The sequence below is a fragment of the Nitrosococcus oceani ATCC 19707 genome (genome assembly GCF_000012805.1).
Classification (GTDB): Bacteria; Pseudomonadota; Gammaproteobacteria; order Nitrosococcales; family Nitrosococcaceae; genus Nitrosococcus; species Nitrosococcus oceani.
In genome coordinates this window covers 3,259,649-3,282,576 of record NC_007484.1, presented here as the reverse complement: position 1 = coordinate 3,282,576, position 22,928 = coordinate 3,259,649, and the positions used below count along the sequence as shown (strand labels likewise).

Sequence of the window (22,928 nt, the reverse complement as noted above, 5' to 3'; positions counted from 1 at the left end):
TTGTTACCTCTATGAAGGAAATTGTTAGAACAACGCTGATTAAGGTTGATTTGCCCTTTGAGGCGGCAAAGAACACGGTCATCGCCTGGACAGAAGCTTGCAATGCGGTGAGCTGTAGGGCCTTCGAGAACGGCAAACTCAGCAATGCGATCAAACTGCAACAGCTTTGTTACGAAACGGCCAAATCCTTTGGCCTGTCGTCGCAAGTGGCCGTCTCTTGTATTCGGCAGGTTGCCAGCAAATACGCGGCAGCGCGCACGGCCAAAAAGACCCTTAGCAAGCCTGTTTATTTTCGCCCATGCGCCGTTGTTCTGCAGGGCGGAAAGCGCGGGCGAGACTTCAGTTTTACGCAACAAGGACTGAGCGTGTGGACGGTGAACGGAAGGATAAAAAGCCTTGTCTATCATGGTGCGCCGAAACTGCAAGCGTATGTTGCGAATTGGCGTCTGGGTGATGGCCGTTTGTTTGTTCGCAAGGGCAAGGTTTTTCTGTCGGTCTCTTTCAAACATGAGGCCGAGACTATTTCCAAACCTAACGATGCTGTGGTGGGCGTTGACCGGGGCATCAAGGTGTTGGCGACCGTCACCGACGGCCAACGCCAGCTTTTCTTCGGTGGCGGACACACCCACCATGTGCGCCACCGCTACGCCAAAACCCGCGCTTCTCTCCAAAAGAAAAAGGCACGAACGGGCAGCCGCTCCACGCGGCGAGTCCTGAAACGGTTGTCTGGCCGAGAGCGACGCTTTATGAGAAATATCAATCACGTGATGAGTCGCCATCTCGTCGATTTTGCCAGGGACACGGGCAACCCAACGATTGCCGTTGAGGACCTTGGTGGTATCCGCAATGGACGCAGACTTAGAAAGCAACAGCGCACGGATCTCAACCGCTGGGCCTTTTATGAGTTGGAGCAATTTATCCGCTATAAAGCGGACACCTTCGGTATGGAGGTGATCGGGGTTGACCCGAAGCACACCAGCCAAGGCTGTTCCCGCTGTGGCCATACCGAAAAAGCTAATCGACATCAACGTCGTTTCCTCTGCAAAGCGTGTGGTTATGAACTACACGCTGATTTAAATGCCTCTCGCAATATTCGCCTGAGAGGTGTCCTCGCCAGGCAAGTTCTTGACGAGGATGGGGTGCTGTCAATCACCCCTGAAGCACGCCCCGTTGATCCAGGCTCCAAACCAGGGGAGGGGACGGGCAAGCCGCTTGCTTTAGCTAGCGGTCATTGACTTGGAGAGGTAAAAATCCCTCTGGATGCTTATCGGTGGCGTCTGATTGTTTTGGATGGAGCGATCTTAATCGGCTAGTATGATTTTACGTGTCGTGCAGAGTTTGTTAAGCAAGGTGATGGCGGAAAAGCGCTTCTTTTCTTTGCGTCCCTTTCCTGCTTGATCGTAGATATTATCAATGCTTAAGGCATCTCCCTGCTTGTTCGCCCGGACAGTATAGGCATCATAGCTAAAGTCATTGCTGATATGGAGTAAGTCCATCGGCATGAGGTATTCGATTCCATTCGTGATATATCTTGCCTTGAAGCCTGCCGTTAGACTCAATTTTGTTAACTTTCTGGACGGGGAAGGTGCTGGGTTAAGTTGAGGCTGGAAGGTCTCTTCATACGCTAAAATTTTGTTTCCCTTTTTTTCGTTGATAGGGACAAGGAGCGTATAAGATTGTCCATTCGTGAGTTGTAACAAGAAATAATCCCCGTTTTCCCCGTTAGTGCGCTCTCCTCTTGTTTTGACTTCAAATATCAGTTGATTATCTGCTGAGATCTTGGTTTTAACGCGTAATATATCAAGCTCTGGCGGCAGGGCTTTATCTTTGAAGGAGGGTAGAATACGAGGATCATCGTAATTGCTCATGGCAAAGACAGGGGCGATTCCTATCAGCATAAAAAACACTGTTAACGCCATGTTTTTACTCATGGCTAAAAAGCGTCCCTTGCTCATGGATCATGTTAGCAATATCGACAGCGTCTTCCACCGCATCGAACAGAACTCTAATTCTTCCTTCGGGATCGATGAGAAAACCGGTGCTACTGTGATCAACCTGGTAGTGAATTCTGTTGCCCGCATTTTTGGTATAGAAAACAGTTTCCACGCCAAAGGTGCTTTTAAGGTGTTCCAGGTCTTTGCCTGTTAGGCGTAGATAGGCAATATCGGCATTAAATTTATCAGTGTACTCGGCTAATACTGCATGGGTGTCCCTATCAGGATCGATGGTTACAAAAGTCCCTGCCAGTTTAATATTTTCTTCCTCCGCAGCGCCCATTAGCATGGAAAGATTTGCAAGCGACATGGGGCAGACATCGCTACAGTTGGTAAAGCCAAAAACAACCAGCCTCCATTGCCCACTGTCGCTTTTACTTCCTTGGTTTAAGTGGGCTATCGTTTCTTTTTGCAAAGGCGCGACGTGCTTCAGCACGATGGTTGAGGCTATTAACTTAGTGGGGGCAAGCAGCAAAAGCATCATGATAGCAGCAAGATTACATAAAGCACGATTTCTCATTTCTACGTTATGATTCCTGAATCAATTTTTGTGGCTATATTATCGCTGCCGCACCCAACCGGCCCAGCCTTGAAAAATATAGGGGCCGGTGGGCGTATTCAGCAAGTGACCATCAATAATTAACGCATACCACCCGCGGCATACAAACCATGCGGCATGACAAGGCCGTCTCCAGGACCGAACACCTTCGCGACCGTATCCGTCAGGGTATCAATTTTGATGATGTACCCTGAAAACCAACTGCCTACCAATAAATAGCGGTTGTCTGGCGTTGGATTCAGGGTGTGGGCAATAGCAAATCCCTGGGGAAATTCCGCGCCTGGCTTAAATCTTTTTATAAACCGTGGCCGGTAGCGGTTACTGATATCGAAGACGGAAACATAGCCATCATCACCGAAGGTATGGTCAATGGAATCTTCCTCTGCAATATAGAGTTTGTTGCCAACAACAGCAATGTCAGAGGCAGAGCGAAAGATGCCACGCCCATTAGCATGTTTGGTATGCTTGATAATTCTAGTGGCGGTTCCCTCCCAGGCATCAATCATCCACACGCTCGGCGGGATGATCTTACGCGTGGTTGGCGGTGTCAAAGAGGTTTTCCCAAGCTGCATCGAGGCGGTGAGGGCGTAGCGCTCGTCCAGCCAAAAAACATAATGGGAAAAAGCCGCATGCTTTCTCTCGTTACCTAGCATGATTTGCTTCACGGCCTCCAATTGACCGGTTTCCCTATTGGTTTTATATAAATCGATTACGCTATTATCAAAAAAATAGCCTGTTCCCAACCCCAGGGTTCCCGACTTATTGAACATGACGCCATGAGTCTGTTCCGTATATCCGGGAATGCTGATGGGATCGGCATTAGCAAATGCATTGGTTTTATAATTAACGACGCGTACCTTGTCCCCTGTCAATTCGGTAAAGTAGACAAAATCTGAATAGGGCAACAATGTGGGTCCGTGAATTTGGGTTGATGGAGACACTATCCAGTTAGGAATCGCTTGGATAGGGTTGATGGATTCTACAAAGGGGAATTCTGATGGGGTGTTCGGAACATCTACTGGCAATACTGAATCCAGTACGACGTCTGCTGTGCCATTATCCCAGTTAATATCATCCACCTTTAAAGCCATAATATAAGAAGGATGATTATCCGTATTATCGGTAGTAACGTAGAATCTGTCTCCCTCCGGTAATATCATGGTATGTTGCAGGGGAACATCGCCTGGCCAACCTTCGATAAAAAACGGATCTACCGTGATTATTTTGTCCTTTTCATAATTAAGGAGGTATATCATACGTGTGTGATAATCGATAGCAGTTACCACGGGCTGTAGGTATTTATTATAAATATTTTGTTGTTCCTCCGCTTTAGCTTGGCTTAAGGGCAGAGTCAGTAAACATATAAATGCTAATAGTAAATAAGAGGCATATTTATTCATTAAAAAATTTCCTCGTTTGTTATTTATTTCTTAATCTTTTGGAAGTATTCCAACCTGGAATTTTTCGCAGGCTTTCAGTTCAATATCTTATTTTTTTATCGTTTTTTATTGTGAGGAATGCTTCTCAGTTTGGCGCGTGGATAATAAATCCACTAGCACGACAATTCTTGACATATCAACAATTATCCAAATGAACTGATTGCTGGAAGTATTAGCAAATGGCTGGCAGTAATTTCGTTAATTTTTCTAGGCAAGTCGTTATTTTTTATTTAGGGATGTGCCTGTTGCCCCTGAGAGGGTTAATGGTTTGCTCGAGAAAAGACCATATTGTGACAGCAGGATGGGATAGCTCATTGACGGATTTCATGGATGCAGTGACAGTGGGGAAGACTGATTTGTATCCAGGACAATCATTGGCAGGTTGCCAGCGTATACACTGCTTAGCATTTTGCGGCGGCGGTTGAGTAGTGTAAAACTGCCCCTACCGGGATACGGATACTGTTTGTACGAGGATAACGTTAACCTGGGTTATATCGGTGGGGAGCTAGTGGGACAATAATCTGGGGCTATTTAAAGATTGGGTGTGCCTGTTGCAAGTATGGATTGTGCAGGGTTTAAGGGCAGGTAAGGAAAAATCTGGGTAGGGTTGGATTTGAAAGTTAGGCGGAAAAATTTTCTGCTTGCCCATGAGAAGCCTTGGACAGTGAAGGGGATGGATAATGGGAATGTGCCGGTAGAGTATGTTACAGTTGAGCCCAGCTAAATTACTTGTGCGTTTGAGCTGTTAGAACACTGATTTCATCACATTTCCCTAAGAAGTGGTGCCGAGGAGAGGACTTGAACCTCCACAGGGTTTCCCCCACATGGACCTGAACCATGCGCGTCTACCAATTCCGCCACCTCGGCTTGTATTAAATTAGGGGTGCTTAGATAGATATAATAGGTGCTTTTAAGCAAACGCAAACTTTACCGACCCAAAAATTACTTGTCAATGAGCGATTGGAAAAAAAAGGACCCCTACTTTGCCCGTGAAACCCAGAAATACGGGCAACCTATCCCCAGCCGGGAATATATCATGCAATGTTTAGAACGGCGGGGTAGACCCATGACTCGCAAGGAGCTGATAAAAACCTTAAAGCTTGATAGCGGCGAGGAGGTGCGGGAGGCTTTCCGCCGCCGCCTGCGGGCCATGGAGCGGGATGGCCAACTCATGCGCAACCGCCGCCGCGCCTATGGCTTGGTCCACAAAATGGATCTGGTGCGGGGGCGGATCATCGGTCACAAGGATGGTTTCGGTTTTCTGGTGCCCGATGAGGGGGGAGAGGATCTTTATCTTTCCGCGCGACAAATGCGTGCTGTCCTGCACGGGGATAGGGCAGTCGCCCAGGTTACCGGGATTGACCGACGCGGGCGCCGCGAAGGGGCCGTGATTGAAGTGTTAGAGCGGAATAACCACCGGGTTGTGGGCCGCTTTGTCGCCGAGGATACATTGGGTTTCTTGGTGCCCAGCAACCAGCGCCTCAGCCAGGATATTCTAATTCCGCTGGAGCATCAGGAAGGTGCCCAGGACAATCAAATTGTCGTTGCCGAGATCACGGAGCAGCCTACCGCCAAGCGCCAGCCCATTGGCAGAATCGTGGAGTTGCTCGGCGATCACATGGCGCCAGGGATGGAGATGGATATTGCGCTTCAAATCCATGAACTACCCCATGTTTGGCCGGAAGAAGTGCTGACCGAGGCTAAGGTTTTCAAAACCACGGTGCCTAGAAAAGCAAAAGCGGGACGGCTGGATTTGCGGGATCTGCCTCTGGTGACCATTGATGGGGAAGATGCCCAGGATTTTGATGATGCGGTTTATGCGGAGCGCCACGACCAGGGTTGGCGCTTGTGGGTGGCGATTGCGGATGTCTCCTGGTATGTACAGCCTTATTCCGCCCTGGATAGCGAGGCCGAAAAACGGGGCAACTCGGTGTATTTCCCCAGCCGGGTAATTCCCATGCTGCCGGAAGCGCTGTCTAATGGCTTGTGTTCCCTCAATCCGAAGGTGGATCGGCTGTGTTTGGTCTGTGAAATGGTGATCGGCCCGCGGGGGGGATTAAATAGCTTTCGTTTTCATTCCGGGGTAATGCGGTCAGCAGCCCGGTTGACTTACCATCAGGCCGCGGCCCTCCTTGAGGGTAGTGATCGCAAGCTGCAAGAGCGTTATAAGACGGTGCTTCCAGGGCTTGAGGCAATGCATAGCCTTTATCAGGTGTTACATAAAGCCCGCGCCCGGCGGGGCGCTATTGATTTTGAAATGGGCGAGACCCAAATCATTTTCGATGAGGCTCAAAAGATTAAGGACATTCAGCCCTTGGTGCGTAATGACGCCCATCGTCTGATTGAAGAGTTCATGATCCTGGCCAATGTGGCTGCGGCCCGGTTCCTGACTCAACATAAAGTGCCCACCCTTTATCGCGTTCACGAGCGACCAGCGGACGATAAATTGGTTGATTTACACAAGTTCCTGGCCGAATTAGGATTGGCTTTGCAGGGGGGTGAGTCTCCTGGAGCCAAGGATTTTGCCCGCTTTTTACGCTCTGTTCAGGAGCGCCCGGATGCCCACCTCATCCAGACAGTGATATTGCGCACCTTTAAGCAGGCGGTTTACAGTCCCGACAACCATGGGCATTTCGGGCTATCTCTGCCCGTCTATACTCACTTTACTTCTCCCATACGGCGTTACCCTGATTTGCTGGTGCATCGTGCTATTCGCCATGTGCTAGAACAGCGATCCGCAAAAACGTTCCTGTACACCCAGGATGAAATGATGGCCCTGGGGGAGCATTGCTCCATGACCGAGCGCCGCGCCGATGAGGCCACCCGTGATGCCGAAGACTGGCTCAAATGCGAATATATGAAGGATAGGGTAGGCGAGTCCTTTGACGGCCTAATCACCGGGGTCACCTCTTTTGGCCTCTTCGTGGAACTCAGCGATATTTATGTGGAAGGGTTGGTCCACGTTACGGCTCTGGGCAACGATTATTTCCATTTTGACCCTGCGGGTCGCCGTCTTCTGGGGGAGCACACGCGCCAGGTTTACCGTTTGGCCGATAAAGTCCGGGTCATGGTCGTCCGGGTCGATCTGGATGAGAAGAAAATCGATCTGGAATTGGCTTGAGGCGTCATTTTTTTAATTAGGCCCGTATCTGGAAATTACCCATCCTCCACGGCCATCACTTCGCGACCTCACCAGAGGGGGTCGCTCAACATCCCTGTTTATAGCTTCAATGCTCCCCTTTTTAGGCATTGGCCCATTGTTTTTCTACCTCTGTCTGGACGGCGGTGATAAGTTGCCCCAGGGGTTGGCCCATGCGTACCGGCATTTCCGCTTGCAGCTCGGATTGCCAGTGGATCGTGTCGGGGGGGAAAATCAGAATAACGGTAGAGCCCATGTTAAAGCGCCCCATCTCCTGGCCTTTTGCTAGGGAGATCGCTTTCTCTCCTTCGTAAAGCTGGTGATGAGGTTGATGTCGGTAGGGTGGGGTGATTTGGCCGGCCCATACAGTTTCGATACTGCCGACAAAAATAGCGCCCACCAATACCATGGCCAGGGGACCCGCTTCAGTGTCAAAGACGTTGACCACCCGTTCGTTACGGGCGAAGAGGTTATGGATTCCATTGACGGTTTTCGGGCTAACTGAAAATAATCGGCCTGGCAAGTAGGTCATTTCCCGTAAATGTCCAGCCAAGGGCATATGGATACGGTGGTAGTCCTTTGGGGAAAGATAAAGCGTTGCAAACTGGCCGCCGCGGAAGGGGGCGGCCCGGCTTTTGGAGCCACCGAGCAGCTCTACTAGGTTGTAGCTCCAGCCTTTGGCTTGGAGCAAGCGGTCATCGGTGAGGGAGCCAAGTTGGCTGATACACCCGTCCACGGGGGAAACGACGGCATCTGCCGAGTCTGCTATGGGTCGCGCCTCCTTACCGAGAGCGCGGGTAAAGAAGGCATTAAAATGGGGGTAATCTTTGGGGGAGGAAAACTCCGCCTCTTTCAGGTTGACCCCAAAGATTCGGGCAAATAAGCGGATTTGGAGGCCCGTTAGCCAGACGATCCGATGCCTAGTTAGGCGATACATGAGCTGGGACAGGGTACGTTGGGGAAGTAAGTGCTGATAGAGACTGAGAAGCCAGTCTCTGAGCCGATGCTGAACCGTGTTAGCCATGAATTTTAATCCTTAATCCTCGGTAATAAGGGCTATTTTATAGAGATAGCGGCATTATGGCATCTATTAAAAGAAAACCTTGGCCGGTTGGATCGGTCTGAAGGGTATAGATTATAGGGTGGCAAATGATAAAATCGAGTGCCTGATCAGGAAATGCGGTATTCTTTTGTGGTTTTTCGCCGAAGTATATTTAAAGACATGGTACTTCTTCGCTATTTGGCATCGGCACAAGCAAGGGACGGACTCTATTTTGGTGGCGCAACAACTTGGCAAAACTATTCCTATTACGCCTGCTCCTGAAGAGGAGGCGGTTCCCCAAAGCCTGGAGGAAAAGCTTGGCGAGTATTTGATTGAGCGGCGCAAGCTGCGGGCAGGTGAATTCCGCCATGCCTGGCGTTTGGCGGAGGAGGAAGGGCTGCGGCTTTCCGTTATGCTCATAAGGCTGGGGTTGATCTCGGAGCGGGATATGGCGGAAGCCTTTTCCGCCTTGCTCGATCTGCCGCTGCTAGCAACGAACGATTATGATAATAGCGATCTGAACGGTCAAGTTTCATTGCGGTTCCTCAAAGAATTCCGGGCCATTCCCGTGCTGGAGGAAGAGGAGGCAGTGGTGCTGGCGATGGCCGACCCTAGTGATGATTATGTCCAGGAAGCCATTGCCCTGGCTTACAGCAAGCCCATCAGTCTGCGGGTCGGTTTGCCTTCGGATATTGAAGCGGCCCTTGATCGTCAGGCCGGGGGAAAATCGGCCATGGGACAGATCGTCGAACATCTGGGGGCGGACGAAGATGGGGAAACCGATGTCCAGCACCTGAAGGATATGGCCAGCGAGGCCCCGGTCGTCCGCCTGGTGAATTTGTTGATTCAGCGTGCGGTGGAATCCCGAGCTTCGGATATCCATATCGAGCCTTTTGAAAACAGTCTTCGGGTCCGCTACCGGATCGATGGCGTGTTGCGGGATGTAGAGGCCCCCCCGGCGCGTTCCACCGCTGCTGTGATTTCCCGCTTCAAGATTATGGCTAAGCTTAATATCGCTGAGCGGCGATTACCCCAGGATGGGCGAATCCAGCTTCGTATCCAAGGGCGGGAGCTGGACTTGCGGGTCTCGACAGTGCCGACTCTGTATGGCGAGAGCGTGGTGCTTCGGCTGCTAGATAAAGGCAATGTGGTGCTGGATTTCGACTCCCTGGGCTTCCAGGGAAGTACCTTGGAGCGTTTTTTGCATGTATTGGAACAGCCCCATGGAATTATTGTCGTCACGGGTCCCACAGGTAGTGGTAAAAGCACCACCCTTTATACCGCGTTGCATAAACTCAATACTCCAGACCGAAAAATTGTAACGGTGGAAGATCCGGTGGAGTATCAGCTTGAAGGGATCAACCAAATCCAGGTTAAACCGCAGATTGGCCTTACTTTTGCGGGTGCTTTGCGGTCTATCGTGCGCCAAGATCCGGATGTCATCATGATTGGTGAAATGCGGGATAAGGAGACTGCTGGCATCGCGGTTCAATCGGCCCTGACGGGTCATGTGGTGCTCTCCACTCTCCATACCAATGATGCGGCTGGAGGGGTTACCCGCTTATTGGATATGGGAATAGAGGATTATCTGCTGACCTCCACTGTCAATGGTATTTTGGCCCAACGCTTGGTACGCACTCTCTGTAAACATTGCAGTGAACCTTACGAGGCCCTGCCTGAACTTATAGAGGAGCTGGAATTGCATCGCTTCAGCCAGGAGAAACCCGTGATGTTGCATCGGGCCGTTGGCTGCGAGCAATGTAACGGGATTGGTTATCATGGGCGGGCGGCGATCATGGAATTTCTGGTGATGAGCGATCCTATCCGCCGTCTTGTGCTCCAGCATACCGATGCGGGGGAGATTCAAAAGCAAGCTCAGAAAGAAGGCATGCGTATTATGTATGAAGATGGTCTTCATAAAGCACTCTCTGGCTTCACTACTATTGAAGAGGTGATCCGAGTCAGCCAGGAATCGTGATCATGGCTGCTTTTCATTACAAAGCATCAACTTCAGCAGGAGAAATCCTGGAAGGGGAGCGCCGGGCGGACGATGAAGCCAGCGTAGTCGAGTGGCTCCATTCCCAGGGTTATATTCCCATTCGTATTGAGGAGGGGACTGCCGGAGGCCGGGGCCGATCCCGGCGATCAGCCGGAAAGCGCTTGTTCGGGCGCAAGAAAACGGTTCGTCAGAACGAAGTGGCGGTACTGACTGGAGAGCTGGCGACCCTATTGCGGGCTGGCCTTCCTTTGGACAGGGCCTTTAGTATTTTGATGGAGATTGCCGATGATGGACCTGTAAGGCAACTTTTAAGCCAGCTTCAAGAGCAGGTAAGGGGAGGGTCTTCCCTGGCGGAAGCCATGGAAACCCAGGCCGAAACTTTTTCTCCCCTCTATATCAGCATGATTCGCGCGGGCGAGGCGGGAGGCGCTTTGGATGTGATCCTGGGGCGGCTCGCCGATTTCATGGAACGCTCCAAAGCATTGAAAAACGCGGTCACTTCGGCCCTCATTTATCCTGCTATTTTGGTGGGCGTTGCCGGTCTTTCCGTCATTATTCTCTTAACTTTTGTGGTTCCCCAGTTCCAGCAGCTATTTGAAGACGCGGGTAAAGCCTTGCCGGTGGCTACCCAGATCGTGATTGCCGCGGGTAATCTTCTGCAAAATTATTGGTGGGCGCTGTTACTGGGTTTTCTGGCCATCTTATTGTTTATGCGTCATCAGCTACAAATCCCGGAACGCCGTTATCGCTGGGATGGCTGGTTGCTGCGGCTGCCCCTGGTGGGCGACTTGATCGCCAAGCTGGAAGTGGCGCGTCTCTCTCGCACCTTGAATAGCTTGCTGCTAAATGGAGTGCCTTTGCTTTCGGCGCTGGCGATTATCAAGAATACCTTGAACAATCAGGTGATGGCGGAAGCTCTAAGCGAGGTCGCCGACGCCCTGCGCCAAGGCCATGGAATGGCTGATCCCTTGCTGGAGACGGCCTTATTTCCCAAAATGGCGGTGCAAATGATTAAGGTGGGGGAAGAAACAGGCCAATTAGAGGATATGCTCGGTCAGGTCGCCGAGGCTTATGATCTGGAAGTGGAATCGACGATTAAGCGCCTATTGGCCTTATTGGAACCCGTCCTGATCCTGACCCTGGGTGTCGTCATCGCCGGGATCATTATGTCTATATTGGTCGCTATTTTGAGTGTTAATGAATTGGCGTTTTAAAAACGAGGAAATTTTGATGCAACTAAAGAAAGTAAGCCCTGCCGGTAGCTTTGGTTTTACCCTTATTGAGTTATTGGTTGTACTGGTTATCTTAGGTTTATTGGCGGGACTTATCGGTCCCCAGGTGATGAAATATTTAGGCAGTGCAAAAACTGATTCAGCCCGTCTCCAGATTGAGGATCTAGCTGCTACCCTTGATCTCTACCGGCTGGAAGTAGGACGCTATCCCAGCACCGAGGAGGGGCTCCAGGCGCTGGTGGAAGCGCCTCCTGGGGCTACTCGCTGGAATGGTCCCTATTTAAAGAAAAAGCAGGTGCCAGTAGATCCCTGGGGATATGAGTACCATTACCGTTCGCCAGGTGAGCACGGTGCTTTCGACATCTACTCCCTGGGCGCGGATAACTCCGAAGGAGGCGAGGGTGAAGACCAGGATATCGTCAGCTGGAAATAACCACCAGACCACCATGTTTTCAAGTAAGGTAGGGAGCTTTTGACTAGGGAAGAAGCCTCCATGGCCCAAGTCCAATGGCGGTGAAGAGGTCTTCCGCTCTCCTCTTCCAGCGGGAGGGGAGCGCCTCCCGGGGACTTTTTCGGCACCAGCCCCAGCGCGCATTTACCCTGCTTGAATTGCTGGTCGTTTTGGCTCTTGCAGCAATATTGATGGCGTTGGTACCGCCTTTATTGCAGGGAGGCGTTGCCAACGCCGAGTTGAAAAGCACCGCTCGGAAATTGGCGGCGGCCCTAAAATACGTTCGCAGCCAAGCCATTACTCACCACCAGGAAGCCGTTTTGGTAGTGGATTTAGAGCGCCGCTATTTTATGATTACCGGCAAAAAGCGCCGATATCCAATTCCAGATAATCTGGAAATCTCCCTCGTTACCGCCCGTTCCGAGCTGGATAGCGATCATATCGGCAAAATCCGCTTCTTCCCCGATGGCACTTCCACCGGTGGTCGCATTACTGTTGCCCAGGGCAAGAGCAAATATGGGGTTGATGTCAATTGGCTGACGGGTCAGGTGGCCATTCTTGATTAGGAGCCAGCGGGGGTTCTCCTTACTTGAAGTATTGGTAGCCTTCGCTATTCTGGGAGTCGCGCTGGGAGTATTACTCCAGATTTTTGCCACCGGGATGCGGGCCACTACATTATCGGAGGACTATACTTATGCTGCCTCACTCGCGGAGACTAAGCTTGCGGCTATTGGGGTGGAGGCGCCCTATTTAGAAGGAGTTGAAGAGGGAAAATTCGACCAGAAATATAGCTGGCGCACCACTATCCTTCCCTATGTGGAACCAGAGGAAGCCCTGGAAGAACTAGAAAGACGGCAAATAAATCAGGGAGGAGGCTTTGATAATAATCCGATAAATCTCCCTGTTCTTCCTTACCAGGTCAGAGTAGAAGTGTTTTGGGAAACAGGGGGGGGCAAGGTGCGAGAGGTTGTCCTCGAAACTTTACGCCTGGGAGCAATCCTGCCCTAGAAGGCGTGCTGGCCGCCCCATTGCATTCAACCTCCAGAAAAAATAATTAAACTTAATATTTGTGCGAGGGATTTTAATGAAAGGGATGCTCTCCCCTGTGCCTTCACTGAGTACGGCCCCTGTTTTTTCCTTCTGGCGTATGTTGTTCGTAGCCTTGGGGGTGATGGTCCTCAGCGGCGTTCTGCTGGCGGGTGGTTTTCTGGCCTATTACCTCAAAGGTTTTACCTTGCCTGAGGTTCAGCCTAGGGTTTGGCGTGGAAATACCCTGCAATTGGTTGCCGGGCAAGGCGCCAGCGTGGGGGAATCATTGGAGCTTCAGGCCCTTTCCGCCGGGGGCCAAGCCATCATTTCATCGGGCAGAATTACCCTGACCGCAGCGCAATATCCTGTTCTCGAATATCATTTACAGGGCCTCCAGCCAGACATGGAAGCGGTCTTTTTTTGGCGCAGGGAAACGGCGCCGGGAAAGGTGATTTCTTTGCCTTTGCGCTGGGATGGGGAGGAAAGCACTTTGATGCGGCTTAACCATCACCCCGCCTGGCGGGGCGCCATCATTGAATTTGGTCTCGGCTTCCGTAACACACTTCCTGATCCGGTGGTGATTAAAGAGCTCGATTTTAAACCGCTTTCGGCAGGGACATTGCTGGCTCTGGTAGGGCCTGATTGGCGTACTTTCGGAGGCTGGAGTCAGCGTTCCATTAATTTTGTGGCAAAGGGTAATGCTTTGGCTCCACCGCTGATAGGGGCAGCCGCTTGGGCTGGACTTGCTTTATGCTTGTACGTTGTGGGGAGTATTTTTAAGCGCCGGTACTGGGATTGGCGCGTAATAGGAACGATTTTTTTGCTGGCATGGCTGGCGGTTGATATTCATTGGCAAGCGGGTCTTTGGCAGCAATTGCAAGCAACCTATGACCGCTATGGCGGCAAAGGATGGGCGGAAAAACACCGGGCTGCCGAAGATAAGCTGCTGTTTGAATTTGCTGTTGAGATCAAGGCCCACTTAGAGTCTATTCCCCAGCGCGTTTTTCTGGTAACGGCAAAGTCCTTAGAAGAAGATCCTTATACTCGCCTTCGGGTGCGTTACCATTTACTGCCCTACAATATTCATGATTATGGCATCCATTTGCCCCGCCAAGCCCATGCCCAAAGAGGTGACTATGTTTTGATACTCGGCGCGACTCCTAACTTTATTTTTGATCCAGAAAAGGAGTTCCTGAAAGAAAGAGGAGGAGAAAGGGTAAAGCTGGCGGCAAAAAAGATTCACGAGGCCACCATGGGCGTCCTTTATCAACTACGGTAAGCCTTTCATCCCGTTTAGCTTAAAGCGGTTCTTAAATGTTACGGGCTCTCCACATTGGCAAATTTTTCCCGCCTTTCGCTGGTGGGATGGAGTATTTTCTGCGGGATTTGTTAGGAGCTTTATCCCGGCAAGGTATTGAGGTGGCGGCGTTGGTTCACGATCATCTTATGCCCCGGCAACGGCGCTGTTCCCATCATCCCGATCCCGCCGAATGGCCCTTTCCCGTTTATCGCGCCCCCTGCCATGGCCGTTTTCTCTATGCCCCGGTCAGCCCTCAGTTTCCTTTCTGGCTGCAAAAAACTATCCGGGATTTTAAACCAGACCTTTTGCATCTGCACCTTCCCAATACCTCCGCTTTTTGGGCCATGGTGGTGCCGGTAGCCCGGCGGCTGCCCTGGATCATCCACTGGCATGCCGATGTTGTTGCATCCCGTCACGACAAGTTCCTTGCTCCCGCTTATCTTTTTTACCGCCCTTTTGAACAAAGTCTTCTGGGGGGCGCTTCGGCTATCATCGCCACTTCGCCTCCCTACCTTAATAGCAGCCTGGCGCTAAGGCTCTGGCGAGAGAAGTGCCACACCATTCCCCTTGGCCTCGATCCGTCCCGCTTGCCGGGACCTAGTGAAACCGAGCAAGCAGACGCCCATCGGCTCTGGGGAGATGGAACGTCCTTGCGAGTACTTACTATTGGCCGTCTGACCTACTACAAAGGGCATGAGGTACTCTTACATGCCATTAAAGCTTTGCCAGAAGCCCGTTTGGTGGTGGTTGGCGCCGGCGCTGGCGAAGGGAAACTGCGGGCGCTGATTGCAAAGCTAGCCTTGGAAGGGCGGGTCAGCTTGCAGGGTGGCTGCACGGAGGCGCAGCGCAATGCGCTATTGGCAACCTGCGATGTCTTTTGCTTGCCTTCCATCGAGCGGACCGAAGCCTTTGGAGTCGTGCTTTTGGAAGCCATGAAGTTTGCAAAGCCGGTAGTCGCCAGCAGGATAGAGGGCTCTGGCGTGGGCTGGGTTGTCGCCGATGGAGAAACAGGAATATTGTGCCCCCCTCAAGACCCGGCTAGCTTAACCCAAGCCCTCGGAGATTTATTGCACACTCCCGAAAAACGGGAATCACTTGGTAAGGCGGGGGAGCAGCGTTTTCGTCAGTATTTTCAAATCGATCGCATTGCGGAAAGAACAGCCGTGCTTTATCCTCGCGTGTGAGAGACGATGCCTGGTTTCTGGATAGAGAGATAGGGGTAAATGCAAGGCGGTTTTACTCCTATTGATAAAGACTATTCCGGTTGGGTTGCTTGCTTTTTTGAAGACCGTGCAACGATATCGTGAGCCTTGAAAGGTGCCTCTAAAAGCCAGGAGAAACATATTACTATGAGTATAGTATGGATATTTATTTGGACTTTAGCTATGGTGGGCGCGGTAGTTTATGCTCAGTACCGCATCCCCTCTCATTCTACGAGTACCACCCAAAGTTGGATAGTCCGCCTGATGTTGGTGGTGATAGGCGTGGGTGTAGGTTTTGTTTCGGTAAGCCGTTATCAAGGAAGTGCGAATATACCTCCTGTGCTGGCTTTTCTTAATGGTTTTGGCGCCGCGCATGTGCCGGCTGCTTTTATTTTATGGCTTAAAGGGAGGGGCAACGTTCCTTAAATTTCCTCGTCTACATAGGTGACATGACGAAAATAACGCTGGCCTTCAAAGGAAGCGCCTAGCGAGCCTATCATTATTCCTAAGGAGGCGATAAATCCGGATAGCACCAAATAGTGCCGGAGGTAAATATGGCTTTCTAGGGAGGCAGCCCATCCTTGGAGCAAGACGGGATTATAGAAGACCTTCCCTAAGAGTAGCACTAGCAAAAATAACATCAGGTAAGTGGTCGTCATTCCCAGGACCACCACCGTAGTAATGGCAAGGTTGGTAATAACCGTCTGTTCGGTTAATGGGCGCTTGCCCCGATGGAGCAATAACTGCTGCCGTTTCAGAATAAACAGGCTGGTGCCGGTCAATGCCAGCAGTGAGAGTCCAGTGACAAGCAGCGGCGGTTGGCTCATGCCTAGTTCCCAGACTTCAGCCGTGATGATCAGGACAAGCAAAGTGGAGATCGCTGCTGCCGTTAAGCGGCTTAATCGAAAAGGAAACTCCCAAGGTTTAGCTTGTATGACAGCGCTGGCAATATCGCCGCGACTCCTCCCGAGGACTTTAAGATAGAAAAGCCAGGGCCGCGTTTTGCCGGTTTGGAATTGTTCTTCTAAACGAATGTCTCCCACCTCTGCAAAAGCTTCAGCAAGTTGTTCTTGCTCTTTCTGTGAATAGCTTGTCATTCCGTCTAGGTCACGGATGATTCGGGGCGGATACATAAATCCTTTCGGATCATCTCTATGGGGCAAATCATTTAAATCACCTAATAGGTGCATTCCCAAGGCGAAGATCTGCTGCGCCATGACCGTGTTATTTTTATCGTCATCCAAGTGAAAGGCAAGCCGAGCAGTGGAGAGCACCGCCACATTTATGGCCCGGGAAGGTATTGCCAAAGCGTAAGGTTTATAATAGCTTTTTAAATCGGCGCGGGTGACTACAAACGCATAATCCCAGCGCCGGATTTCCCGCTCATGCTCGCCTTTTTGTAGTAAATCGGTGGGGGCTTCCAGGGTGCCGTGAGGCTGTTCGGTCCGTTTAATGACGGGCATCCGCCATTCAAATTGAGGAAAGTGCTGTTGCAGGTATTGGAGCATTTGAGCCCGTCCTTGAGAGATAGAAATTTCTTCTACGGACTCCAGCTCATTAATAATCAGCCATCCTAATTCTATTGTGTTTGGAGGGTAAGATTGTAAGTTAGAAGCCATCTCAAGCTAACGTCTATTCAAATAAGCTATAGCCATTATAATATTTTATCCATGGCTAACATTAGGTAAAATAATTAATTTGGAATTCCCAAAAAAGAGGTTAAGCAACGACACTCAAACGTCTCTCCTTATACTTTAACTTTTTCCCTTCCCCAAAGTTCTAATTGCCCTTTCCTGCTGTGCTTAAGCAGGATGTCCTTATTTGCGCGGGCAGTATAAATTAACATAAATGATTAATATTTACCTTGTCAAAGTGGCGAGACTGGTTTAGATCTATCCAATTAGCACACAATTGTAATGTGTAGATTACATGTGCTTCTTGTAGTGTATAGCGCAAATGCTGGAGGGCGTTCTATCAGGTCGTAATCGGGTTCAATTTAGCGCATTGATGGTTCTAATAAAAACGCAAATTTGACAATGAAGTTGTAATATTTATTAGGTTGATAGTAAAAATATTAATGCAGGCTAATTTAACTTGTACTAGTATTAATGTGGAGTGCTTTTAGTAGAACTCAAAAATATTGCCGTCAGGGTTAAGGAAAAGCAAAACGTAGTAAAAATAAAATGCCACAGGAGGTATTATGATTTATAAAAACTTGAGTATAAGCGCGTTATTATTAGCGTTTTCGTTTGTGCTAGCAGGTTGTGATGTGGATAAAACGCAAGAAGGTGAGATGCCAGATGTTGATATCCAAACAGAGTCGGGCCAAATGCCAGAATATGATGTAGATACTCCAGATGTGGACGTGGGCACCGAGAAAAAACAGATAGAAGTTCCTGATGTGGATGTGGATACTGAAACAAAGGAGATAGAAGTACCTGACGTAGATGTAGACATGCCGAAAGAATAAGAAAACCAGGTTGGAAAAAGACTATCGTTAGTTCCGATAGTCTTTTTCCTTGGCGCTTGTATAATGAGGAGACTATAGTAAATGAATACTGACACGCAGAGTTCTACGATGAAATGCGCGCATGCTCCCTGCTCGTGTGTCGTCACCGCTGAGGAAGGCGTAAAGAAAGACGGACAAGTATACTGTAGTGAAGCGTGCGCTAGGGAGCAAGGCTGTGAACACGGCGCATGTGCTTGCCGCAACCAACAGGCTGGATAATAAGCTGTTTTCCAAAGATTTAGAGACAGCAACCCGAGTTCATCATCCCATTATTTCTAATTGAAAATTAGTTCGTGAATTATATAAAGAACTGCGGAGGCAGAGCAGGGTATGGGGGAAATAGCAGTCTTTAAGTTTTTCTCTACTGCCTCCTCTGTAATATTTTATTCTATTATCTGACCTCATTACTTTTATTTAAATACCCCCTAGTAAGTGCTGGTAGCGAAGCGATACTTACCCGAGAGGTTGGGCGAAGCTTATTCCACGTGATTTATGATTTAGAGAGAGTACTTTACAAAAGCCGAAAATATAAGTTATATAGTAATAAGCTACGAAAGTGCGAGGGTATGAAAGTGTGAGGGTTATGCAGTCATTAAAAATAATGATAAAAGCTGTCAGCGTTTTGCTGCGAGGCGTTGGGCAAGTTGTATTTCAGAACAATCCTATCTCAGGGCTGGTTATTCTAACCGGCCTTTTTTTTGCTTCTTTAGCAGCGGGAACGGCAGCTTTAGTGGGAGTGATCGTCAGTACTCTGACAGCCGTTTTATTAAAGGTTGATAAGGATCTTATTGGGGCTGGGTTGTTGGGTTTTAATGGCGTTTTGGTAGGGATCGCGATCAGTCTTTATAGTAGTCATAATGTTACCCTGGGTGATCTGCCGGTTTGGAAGATATGGTCTCTGGTTGTGATGGGATCAGCTTTCTCAACGGTGGTGATGATGGCGCTCAGCAGGTTTCTTTCTCCCTGGAACATGCCTGCTTTGACCATGCCCTTTGTGTTGTGCGCTTGGATATTCGTAGGATCGGTTGAGCATACCGTCAAGCTTGAAACGCCGGGCGCCTTGGAGAGCTATGCCTACCAACTTTTTCAGCCTGAGATTGGCCACCGTATAGAAGAATATCGGCAATACACTTTAGAAACCTGGTACATGGGCATTGGCAAGGGATTCAGTGAGATTTTTTTGCAAGATAGCGCCATTGCGGGATATCTAATTTTACTGGGGATTCTCATTAATTCCCGTATCAGCGCAATCATGGGTTTGCTAGCAGCGTTGCTATCTATTACGGCAGCCATGCTATTTGGTGTGACTGAGGAGAGTATTCGACTAGGACTTCACAGTTATAATCCAATTTTAACGGCATTAGCGGTCGTCTTATTTGTTCGTTTTACTATCAGTTCTGGCTTCTATGCTTTGTTTGGCGTGGTGGTTACCGTTTGGGTGAGTTTGGCGGTTGGGCTTGCCCTGTATCACCTGGAATTTCCCGTTTACACTTTCCCCTTTGTTATCGTTACCTGGGCGCTGCTGCTCGGGGCGATGAGTGTTGGCAGATTAAGATATATTCTGCCAGCGGAAGCTCTTACCCCGGAAGCCAATTTAGCTCGCTTTGCGGCCCAGGAAATTGAGGGGGCCCCTGAAAAAAGGCGTGATTCGCCGCATCAGCTGGACCCAGAAAAGCCGATGGAGGATCAAAGGGAATAGAGGTGTCGCAGAGCCCTAAAATCTTTAGTCCCCAGTGGGTTTTATACGCTCATTTTATGAATTGAAGCGAGCGGCCTATGAAAAAAATAGCTGTTTTTAAGCAGATGCCTTGTGAAGCGGCGGATGCTCCTCCTGCCAAAACTGACCTACTCCCTTTGTCTTGGCCCGCTAAGCTTGAACTTGGTTATCAGCGGGTGAAAATGCGCACTGTGCCCGTCTTGCGGCGTCATCAAGGACCGCTGCGGGTACAAAAACACCTTTATCCGGAAGGGCCAGCAGTTTGTCAGCATATGATTTTACATCCTCCCGGGGGTATCGCGGGGGGTGATACCTTGGATATCCAAATACATGCGGGCTCCCATGCCTGGGCGCAGCTGACCAGTCCTGGGGCAGCAAAGTGGTACCGCTCCGAGGTTTCGTTAGCTCGGCAAAACCTGGCATTGAGCACGGAGCCTGGTGGCATCCTTGAATGGTTGCCCCAAGAGACCATTTTTTTTGCAGGTTGTCAGACAGCGTTGGATACCACTATTGACTTGGCTGAGGATGCCAAGGTAATTGCTTGGGATATTATTGCCCTTGGCCGGCCTGCCAGCGGGGAGCGGTTTAACTCAGGACGGATTTATCAACGATTTCGCCTGCGCCGCAACGGCCGTCTGCTTTGGAGTGAGCGGATGCAACTGCTTGGGGGCAGCCGATTGCTCGAATCGCCCATTGGTTTTGCTGGCTATCCCGTGGCGGGCACCTTGCTCGCGAGTGGAGAGCTAAACGATCAGCAGTTAACCGCCTGCCGCAGCCTTCCAATCGAAGGAGGGCGTGGCGGTTTGAGCCAACTTCCAGGGCTAGTTGTCGCGCGCTTTCTGGGTGAGGAAACCGAGGCAGCGCGCAATTGGTTTATCGCCTTGTGGCAAGAACTGCGTCCCGCTTTATTGGGCCGCTCCGTATCTATTCCTCGTATTTGGAATACCTGAACTGTTAAGGAGGTTTTATGGAACTCACTCCACGGGAAAAAGACAAGATGCTGATTTTTACCGCGGGCTTGGTAGCCGAAAGACGCCGCGAGCGGGGTTTGAAACTCAATTATCCGGAGGCAGTAGCGTACATTTCCGCAGCCGTGCTGGAGAAAGCACGGGAGGGTATGAGCGTTGCCGAGTTGATGCACCACGGCACGACTTTATTGACCCGGGATGAAGTCATGGAAGGAGTGCCGGAAATGATATCTGATATCCAGGTAGAGGCCACCTTTCCCGATGGTACTAAGCTGGTGACGGTCCACCATCCTATTACCTAAAATTAATGATAATAAAGAGGATCTATACCCATGATACCAGGGGAAGTACAAACAGCGGGCGGAGATATCGAGCTTAATGCGGGCCGCCGTACGCTTTCGATCAGTGTAGCTAACACGGGTGATCGCCCCATCCAAGTAGGATCTCATTTTCATTTTTTTGAAACCAATGGCGCCTTGTCCTTCGATCGGGATAAGACCCGGGGGATGCGCTTAAATATCCCGGCGGGTAATGCGGTGCGTTTTGAACCTGGACAAAGCCGTACGGTAGAACTGGTGGAGTATGCAGGGCGGCGCCATGTATATGGGTTTAACGGCAAAATTATGGGGGCGCTATGAAAATTTCTCGGCACGCTTATGCGGATACCTATGGCCCTACTACAGGAGACCGGGTGCGTTTAGCCGACACGGATCTGTGGATCAAAGTGGAACGGGATTTAACGACCTATGGAGATGAGGTTAAATTTGGTGGTGGCAAGGTCATCCGTGATGGGATGGGCCAAAGCCAGCTTTCCAGGGATCAGGTCATGGATTTGGTGATTACCAATGCTCTCATTGTAGACCATTGGGGAATCATCAAGGCTGATGTGGGCATCAAGGATGGTCGTATCGCGGCGATAGGCAAAGCCGGGAACCCTGACACCCAACCTAACGTAGATATTAATATTGGGGCCGCGACTGAAGTTATTGCTGGGGAAGGCAAGATTCTCACCGCAGGAGGTATCGATAGCCATGTTCATTTTATCTGTCCCCAGTTAGTGGAAGAAGCGCTAACCTCGGGGGTGACTACCCTGATTGGCGGCGGCACAGGCCCAGCAACTGGCACCAATGCGACTACCTGCACGCCGGGGTCATGGAATATTGGACGGATGCTCCAGGCGGCGGATGCTTTCCCCATAAATATGGGTTTTTTAGGTAAGGGCAATGCCAGTTTACCCCAATCCCTTGAGGAGCAGGTACGGGCGGGGGTACTCGGTCTTAAGTTGCACGAAGACTGGGGTACCACGCCAGCCGCCATTGATAATTGTTTGAGCGTGGCGGAGCGTTTCGATGTGCAGGTGACTATTCATACGGATACCCTCAATGAATCCGGTTTCGTTGAGGACACGATTGCCGCCTTCAAGGACCGCACTATTCATACCTATCATACGGAAGGTGCCGGGGGTGGCCACGCGCCGGATATCATCAAGGCTTGCGGCGAGGCGAACGTACTGCCTAGTTCCACTAACCCGACCACTCCCTTCACGGCAAATACCATAGATGAGCACCTAGACATGTTGATGGTTTGCCATCACCTGGACCCTTCCATTCCGGAAGATGTGGCCTTTGCCGAAAGCCGTATTCGGCGGGAGACGATTTCCGCCGAGGATGCCCTACATGATATGGGAGCGTTGAGTATGCATGGTTCCGACTCCCAGGCCATGGGCCGGGTGGGGGAGGTGATCTTGCGCACTTGGCAGAGCGCATCAGTTATGAAACGCGACCGGGGTACCTTACCGGAGGATAAGGGGGATCATGATAATTTTCGCATTAAGCGCTATATTGCCAAGTACACGATTAACCCGGCGATCACCCATGGAATAGCCCACGAGATCGGCTCGATAGAAGTGGGGAAACTGGCGGATTTGGTGCTGTGGAAACCAGCCTTCTTTGGGGTTAAGCCAAGTTTGGTGCTAAAAGGAGGTGTGATTGTCACTGCTCCCATGGGGGATCCCAACGCCTCTATTCCCACCCCGCAGCCGGTGCATTACCGTCCCATGTTCGGCAGTTTTGGCGGCAGCCGCACCGCGAGCTGCGTCAGCTTTGTTTCCCAAGCAGGGTTAGATGAAGGCATCGGCGAGAAGCTGGGCCTCCAGAAGCGTCTTGTGGCGGTGAAAAATATTCGCGGCCTGCGCAAAAGCGATCTGATCCATAACAACGCGCTGCCGCGCATAGAAGTGGACCCTCAGAACTATCAGGTGCGTGCCGATGGCCAGCTTTTATGGTTCGAGCCATCTAAGGTTCTGCCCATGGCCCAACGTTATTTTCTATTTTAGCAGGGACTCTTTA

Annotated in this window: 22 protein-coding genes and 1 tRNA gene; 17 read left to right on the top strand and 6 right to left on the bottom strand. The window is 50.5% G+C overall.

Going from position 1 to position 22,928, the window contains the following annotated elements; genetic code table 11:
* Positions 1-11 precede the first annotated feature (11 nt).
* On the top strand, positions 12-1,235 hold the full coding sequence (locus tag NOC_RS15360; protein ID WP_011331089.1) for an RNA-guided endonuclease InsQ/TnpB family protein: 1,224 nt from the start codon (positions 12-14) through the stop codon (positions 1,233-1,235).
* Between the two features lie 66 nt (positions 1,236-1,301).
* Here NOC_RS15360 and NOC_RS15355 read toward each other — a convergent pair whose 3' ends face one another.
* The 4 genes from NOC_RS15355 to NOC_RS15340 form a co-directional block, all read right to left on the bottom strand.
* A complete protein-coding gene (locus NOC_RS15355; protein ID WP_011331088.1) occupies positions 1,302-1,931 on the bottom strand; it encodes a hypothetical protein in 630 nt (209 codons plus the stop codon).
* Entirely contained in the window at positions 1,924-2,514 is a 591-nt protein-coding gene (locus NOC_RS15350) for an SCO family protein (protein ID WP_002813475.1), read from the bottom strand. Before NOC_RS15350 ends, NOC_RS15355 begins: the two co-directional genes overlap by 8 nt.
* Positions 2,515-2,633: 119 nt before the next feature.
* Positions 2,634-3,953, bottom strand: a complete 1,320-nt coding sequence (locus NOC_RS15345; protein WP_002812461.1) for a YncE family protein — start codon at positions 3,951-3,953, stop codon at positions 2,634-2,636.
* An 819-nt stretch (positions 3,954-4,772) separates the two neighbouring features.
* Positions 4,773-4,859, bottom strand: a tRNA-Leu gene (locus tag NOC_RS15340).
* A gap of 85 nt (positions 4,860-4,944) precedes the next feature.
* Between NOC_RS15340 and rnr the strand changes: the two genes are divergently transcribed.
* Positions 4,945-7,113: a ribonuclease R gene (rnr, locus tag NOC_RS15335; RefSeq protein ID WP_002813637.1), complete on the top strand. Its 2,169-nt coding sequence runs from the start codon at positions 4,945-4,947 to the stop codon at positions 7,111-7,113.
* A gap of 121 nt (positions 7,114-7,234) precedes the next feature.
* On the opposite strand, the gene asd is transcribed toward rnr, so the two are convergent.
* The gene (gene asd, locus NOC_RS15330; protein WP_002814236.1) at positions 7,235-8,155 is read right to left on the bottom strand and encodes an archaetidylserine decarboxylase; all 921 of its coding nucleotides are present in this window, start codon (positions 8,153-8,155) and stop codon (positions 7,235-7,237) included.
* A gap of 253 nt (positions 8,156-8,408) precedes the next feature.
* Between asd and gspE the strand changes: the two genes are divergently transcribed.
* The 8 genes from gspE to NOC_RS15290 all read left to right on the top strand — a co-directional run bounded on the left by gspE (position 8,409) and on the right by NOC_RS15290 (position 15,812).
* Positions 8,409-10,151, top strand: a complete 1,743-nt coding sequence (gspE, locus tag NOC_RS15325) for a type II secretion system ATPase GspE (protein WP_011331087.1) — start codon at positions 8,409-8,411, stop codon at positions 10,149-10,151.
* Positions 10,152-10,153: 2 nt separating this feature from the next.
* Positions 10,154-11,386, top strand: coding sequence for a type II secretion system F family protein (locus NOC_RS15320; protein ID WP_002813246.1), 1,233 nt, complete (start codon positions 10,154-10,156; stop codon positions 11,384-11,386).
* A gap of 16 nt (positions 11,387-11,402) precedes the next feature.
* Complete coding sequence (gene gspG / locus NOC_RS15315) at positions 11,403-11,837, top strand: type II secretion system major pseudopilin GspG (protein WP_011331086.1); 435 nt, start codon at positions 11,403-11,405, stop codon at positions 11,835-11,837.
* Positions 11,838-11,911: 74 nt separating this feature from the next.
* The gene (locus NOC_RS15310) at positions 11,912-12,421 is read left to right on the top strand and encodes a GspH/FimT family protein (protein WP_002812067.1); all 510 of its coding nucleotides are present in this window, start codon (positions 11,912-11,914) and stop codon (positions 12,419-12,421) included.
* On the top strand, positions 12,414-12,863 hold the full coding sequence (locus NOC_RS15305) for a type IV pilus modification PilV family protein (RefSeq protein ID WP_002813409.1): 450 nt from the start codon (positions 12,414-12,416) through the stop codon (positions 12,861-12,863). Before NOC_RS15310 ends, NOC_RS15305 begins: the two co-directional genes overlap by 8 nt.
* A 76-nt stretch (positions 12,864-12,939) precedes the next feature.
* Positions 12,940-14,163, top strand: a complete 1,224-nt coding sequence (locus NOC_RS15300) for a hypothetical protein (RefSeq protein WP_011331085.1) — start codon at positions 12,940-12,942, stop codon at positions 14,161-14,163.
* A 35-nt stretch (positions 14,164-14,198) separates the two neighbouring features.
* Positions 14,199-15,368, top strand: a complete 1,170-nt coding sequence (locus NOC_RS15295; protein ID WP_002813600.1) for a glycosyltransferase — start codon at positions 14,199-14,201, stop codon at positions 15,366-15,368.
* Positions 15,369-15,533: 165 nt separating this feature from the next.
* A complete protein-coding gene (locus NOC_RS15290) occupies positions 15,534-15,812 on the top strand; it encodes a hypothetical protein (RefSeq protein ID WP_049750822.1) in 279 nt (92 codons plus the stop codon).
* Here the strand turns inward: NOC_RS15290 and NOC_RS15285 are convergent.
* Positions 15,809-17,005: a hypothetical protein gene (locus NOC_RS15285; RefSeq protein WP_002812678.1), complete on the bottom strand. Its 1,197-nt coding sequence runs from the start codon at positions 17,003-17,005 to the stop codon at positions 15,809-15,811. The genes NOC_RS15290 and NOC_RS15285 overlap by 4 nt on opposite strands.
* Before the next feature lie 581 nt (positions 17,006-17,586).
* On the opposite strand from NOC_RS15285, the gene NOC_RS15280 reads away from it, so the two are divergent.
* From NOC_RS15280 to ureC, 7 genes are all read left to right on the top strand, one after another.
* Positions 17,587-17,856 carry a hypothetical protein gene (locus tag NOC_RS15280; protein ID WP_002812872.1) on the top strand — a complete coding sequence of 90 codons (270 nt, stop codon included), beginning with the start codon at positions 17,587-17,589 and terminating at the stop codon, positions 17,854-17,856.
* A gap of 81 nt (positions 17,857-17,937) precedes the next feature.
* Complete coding sequence (locus tag NOC_RS17075; RefSeq protein WP_011331083.1) at positions 17,938-18,114, top strand: metallothionein; 177 nt, start codon at positions 17,938-17,940, stop codon at positions 18,112-18,114.
* 382 nt (positions 18,115-18,496) lie between these two features.
* Complete coding sequence (gene yut / locus NOC_RS15275; RefSeq protein WP_231561853.1) at positions 18,497-19,594, top strand: urea transporter; 1,098 nt, start codon at positions 18,497-18,499, stop codon at positions 19,592-19,594.
* Between the two features lie 77 nt (positions 19,595-19,671).
* On the top strand, positions 19,672-20,562 hold the full coding sequence (locus NOC_RS15270; protein WP_002813294.1) for an urease accessory protein UreD: 891 nt from the start codon (positions 19,672-19,674) through the stop codon (positions 20,560-20,562).
* A gap of 17 nt (positions 20,563-20,579) precedes the next feature.
* Entirely contained in the window at positions 20,580-20,882 is a 303-nt protein-coding gene (ureA, locus tag NOC_RS15265) for an urease subunit gamma (RefSeq protein WP_002812631.1), read from the top strand.
* A 30-nt stretch (positions 20,883-20,912) separates the two neighbouring features.
* On the top strand, positions 20,913-21,218 hold the full coding sequence (locus NOC_RS15260) for an urease subunit beta (RefSeq protein WP_002814038.1): 306 nt from the start codon (positions 20,913-20,915) through the stop codon (positions 21,216-21,218).
* Positions 21,215-22,915, top strand: coding sequence for an urease subunit alpha (gene ureC / locus NOC_RS15255; RefSeq protein WP_002813914.1), 1,701 nt, complete (start codon positions 21,215-21,217; stop codon positions 22,913-22,915). The genes NOC_RS15260 and ureC overlap by 4 nt, the downstream gene beginning before the upstream one ends.
* Positions 22,916-22,928 lie beyond the last annotated feature (13 nt).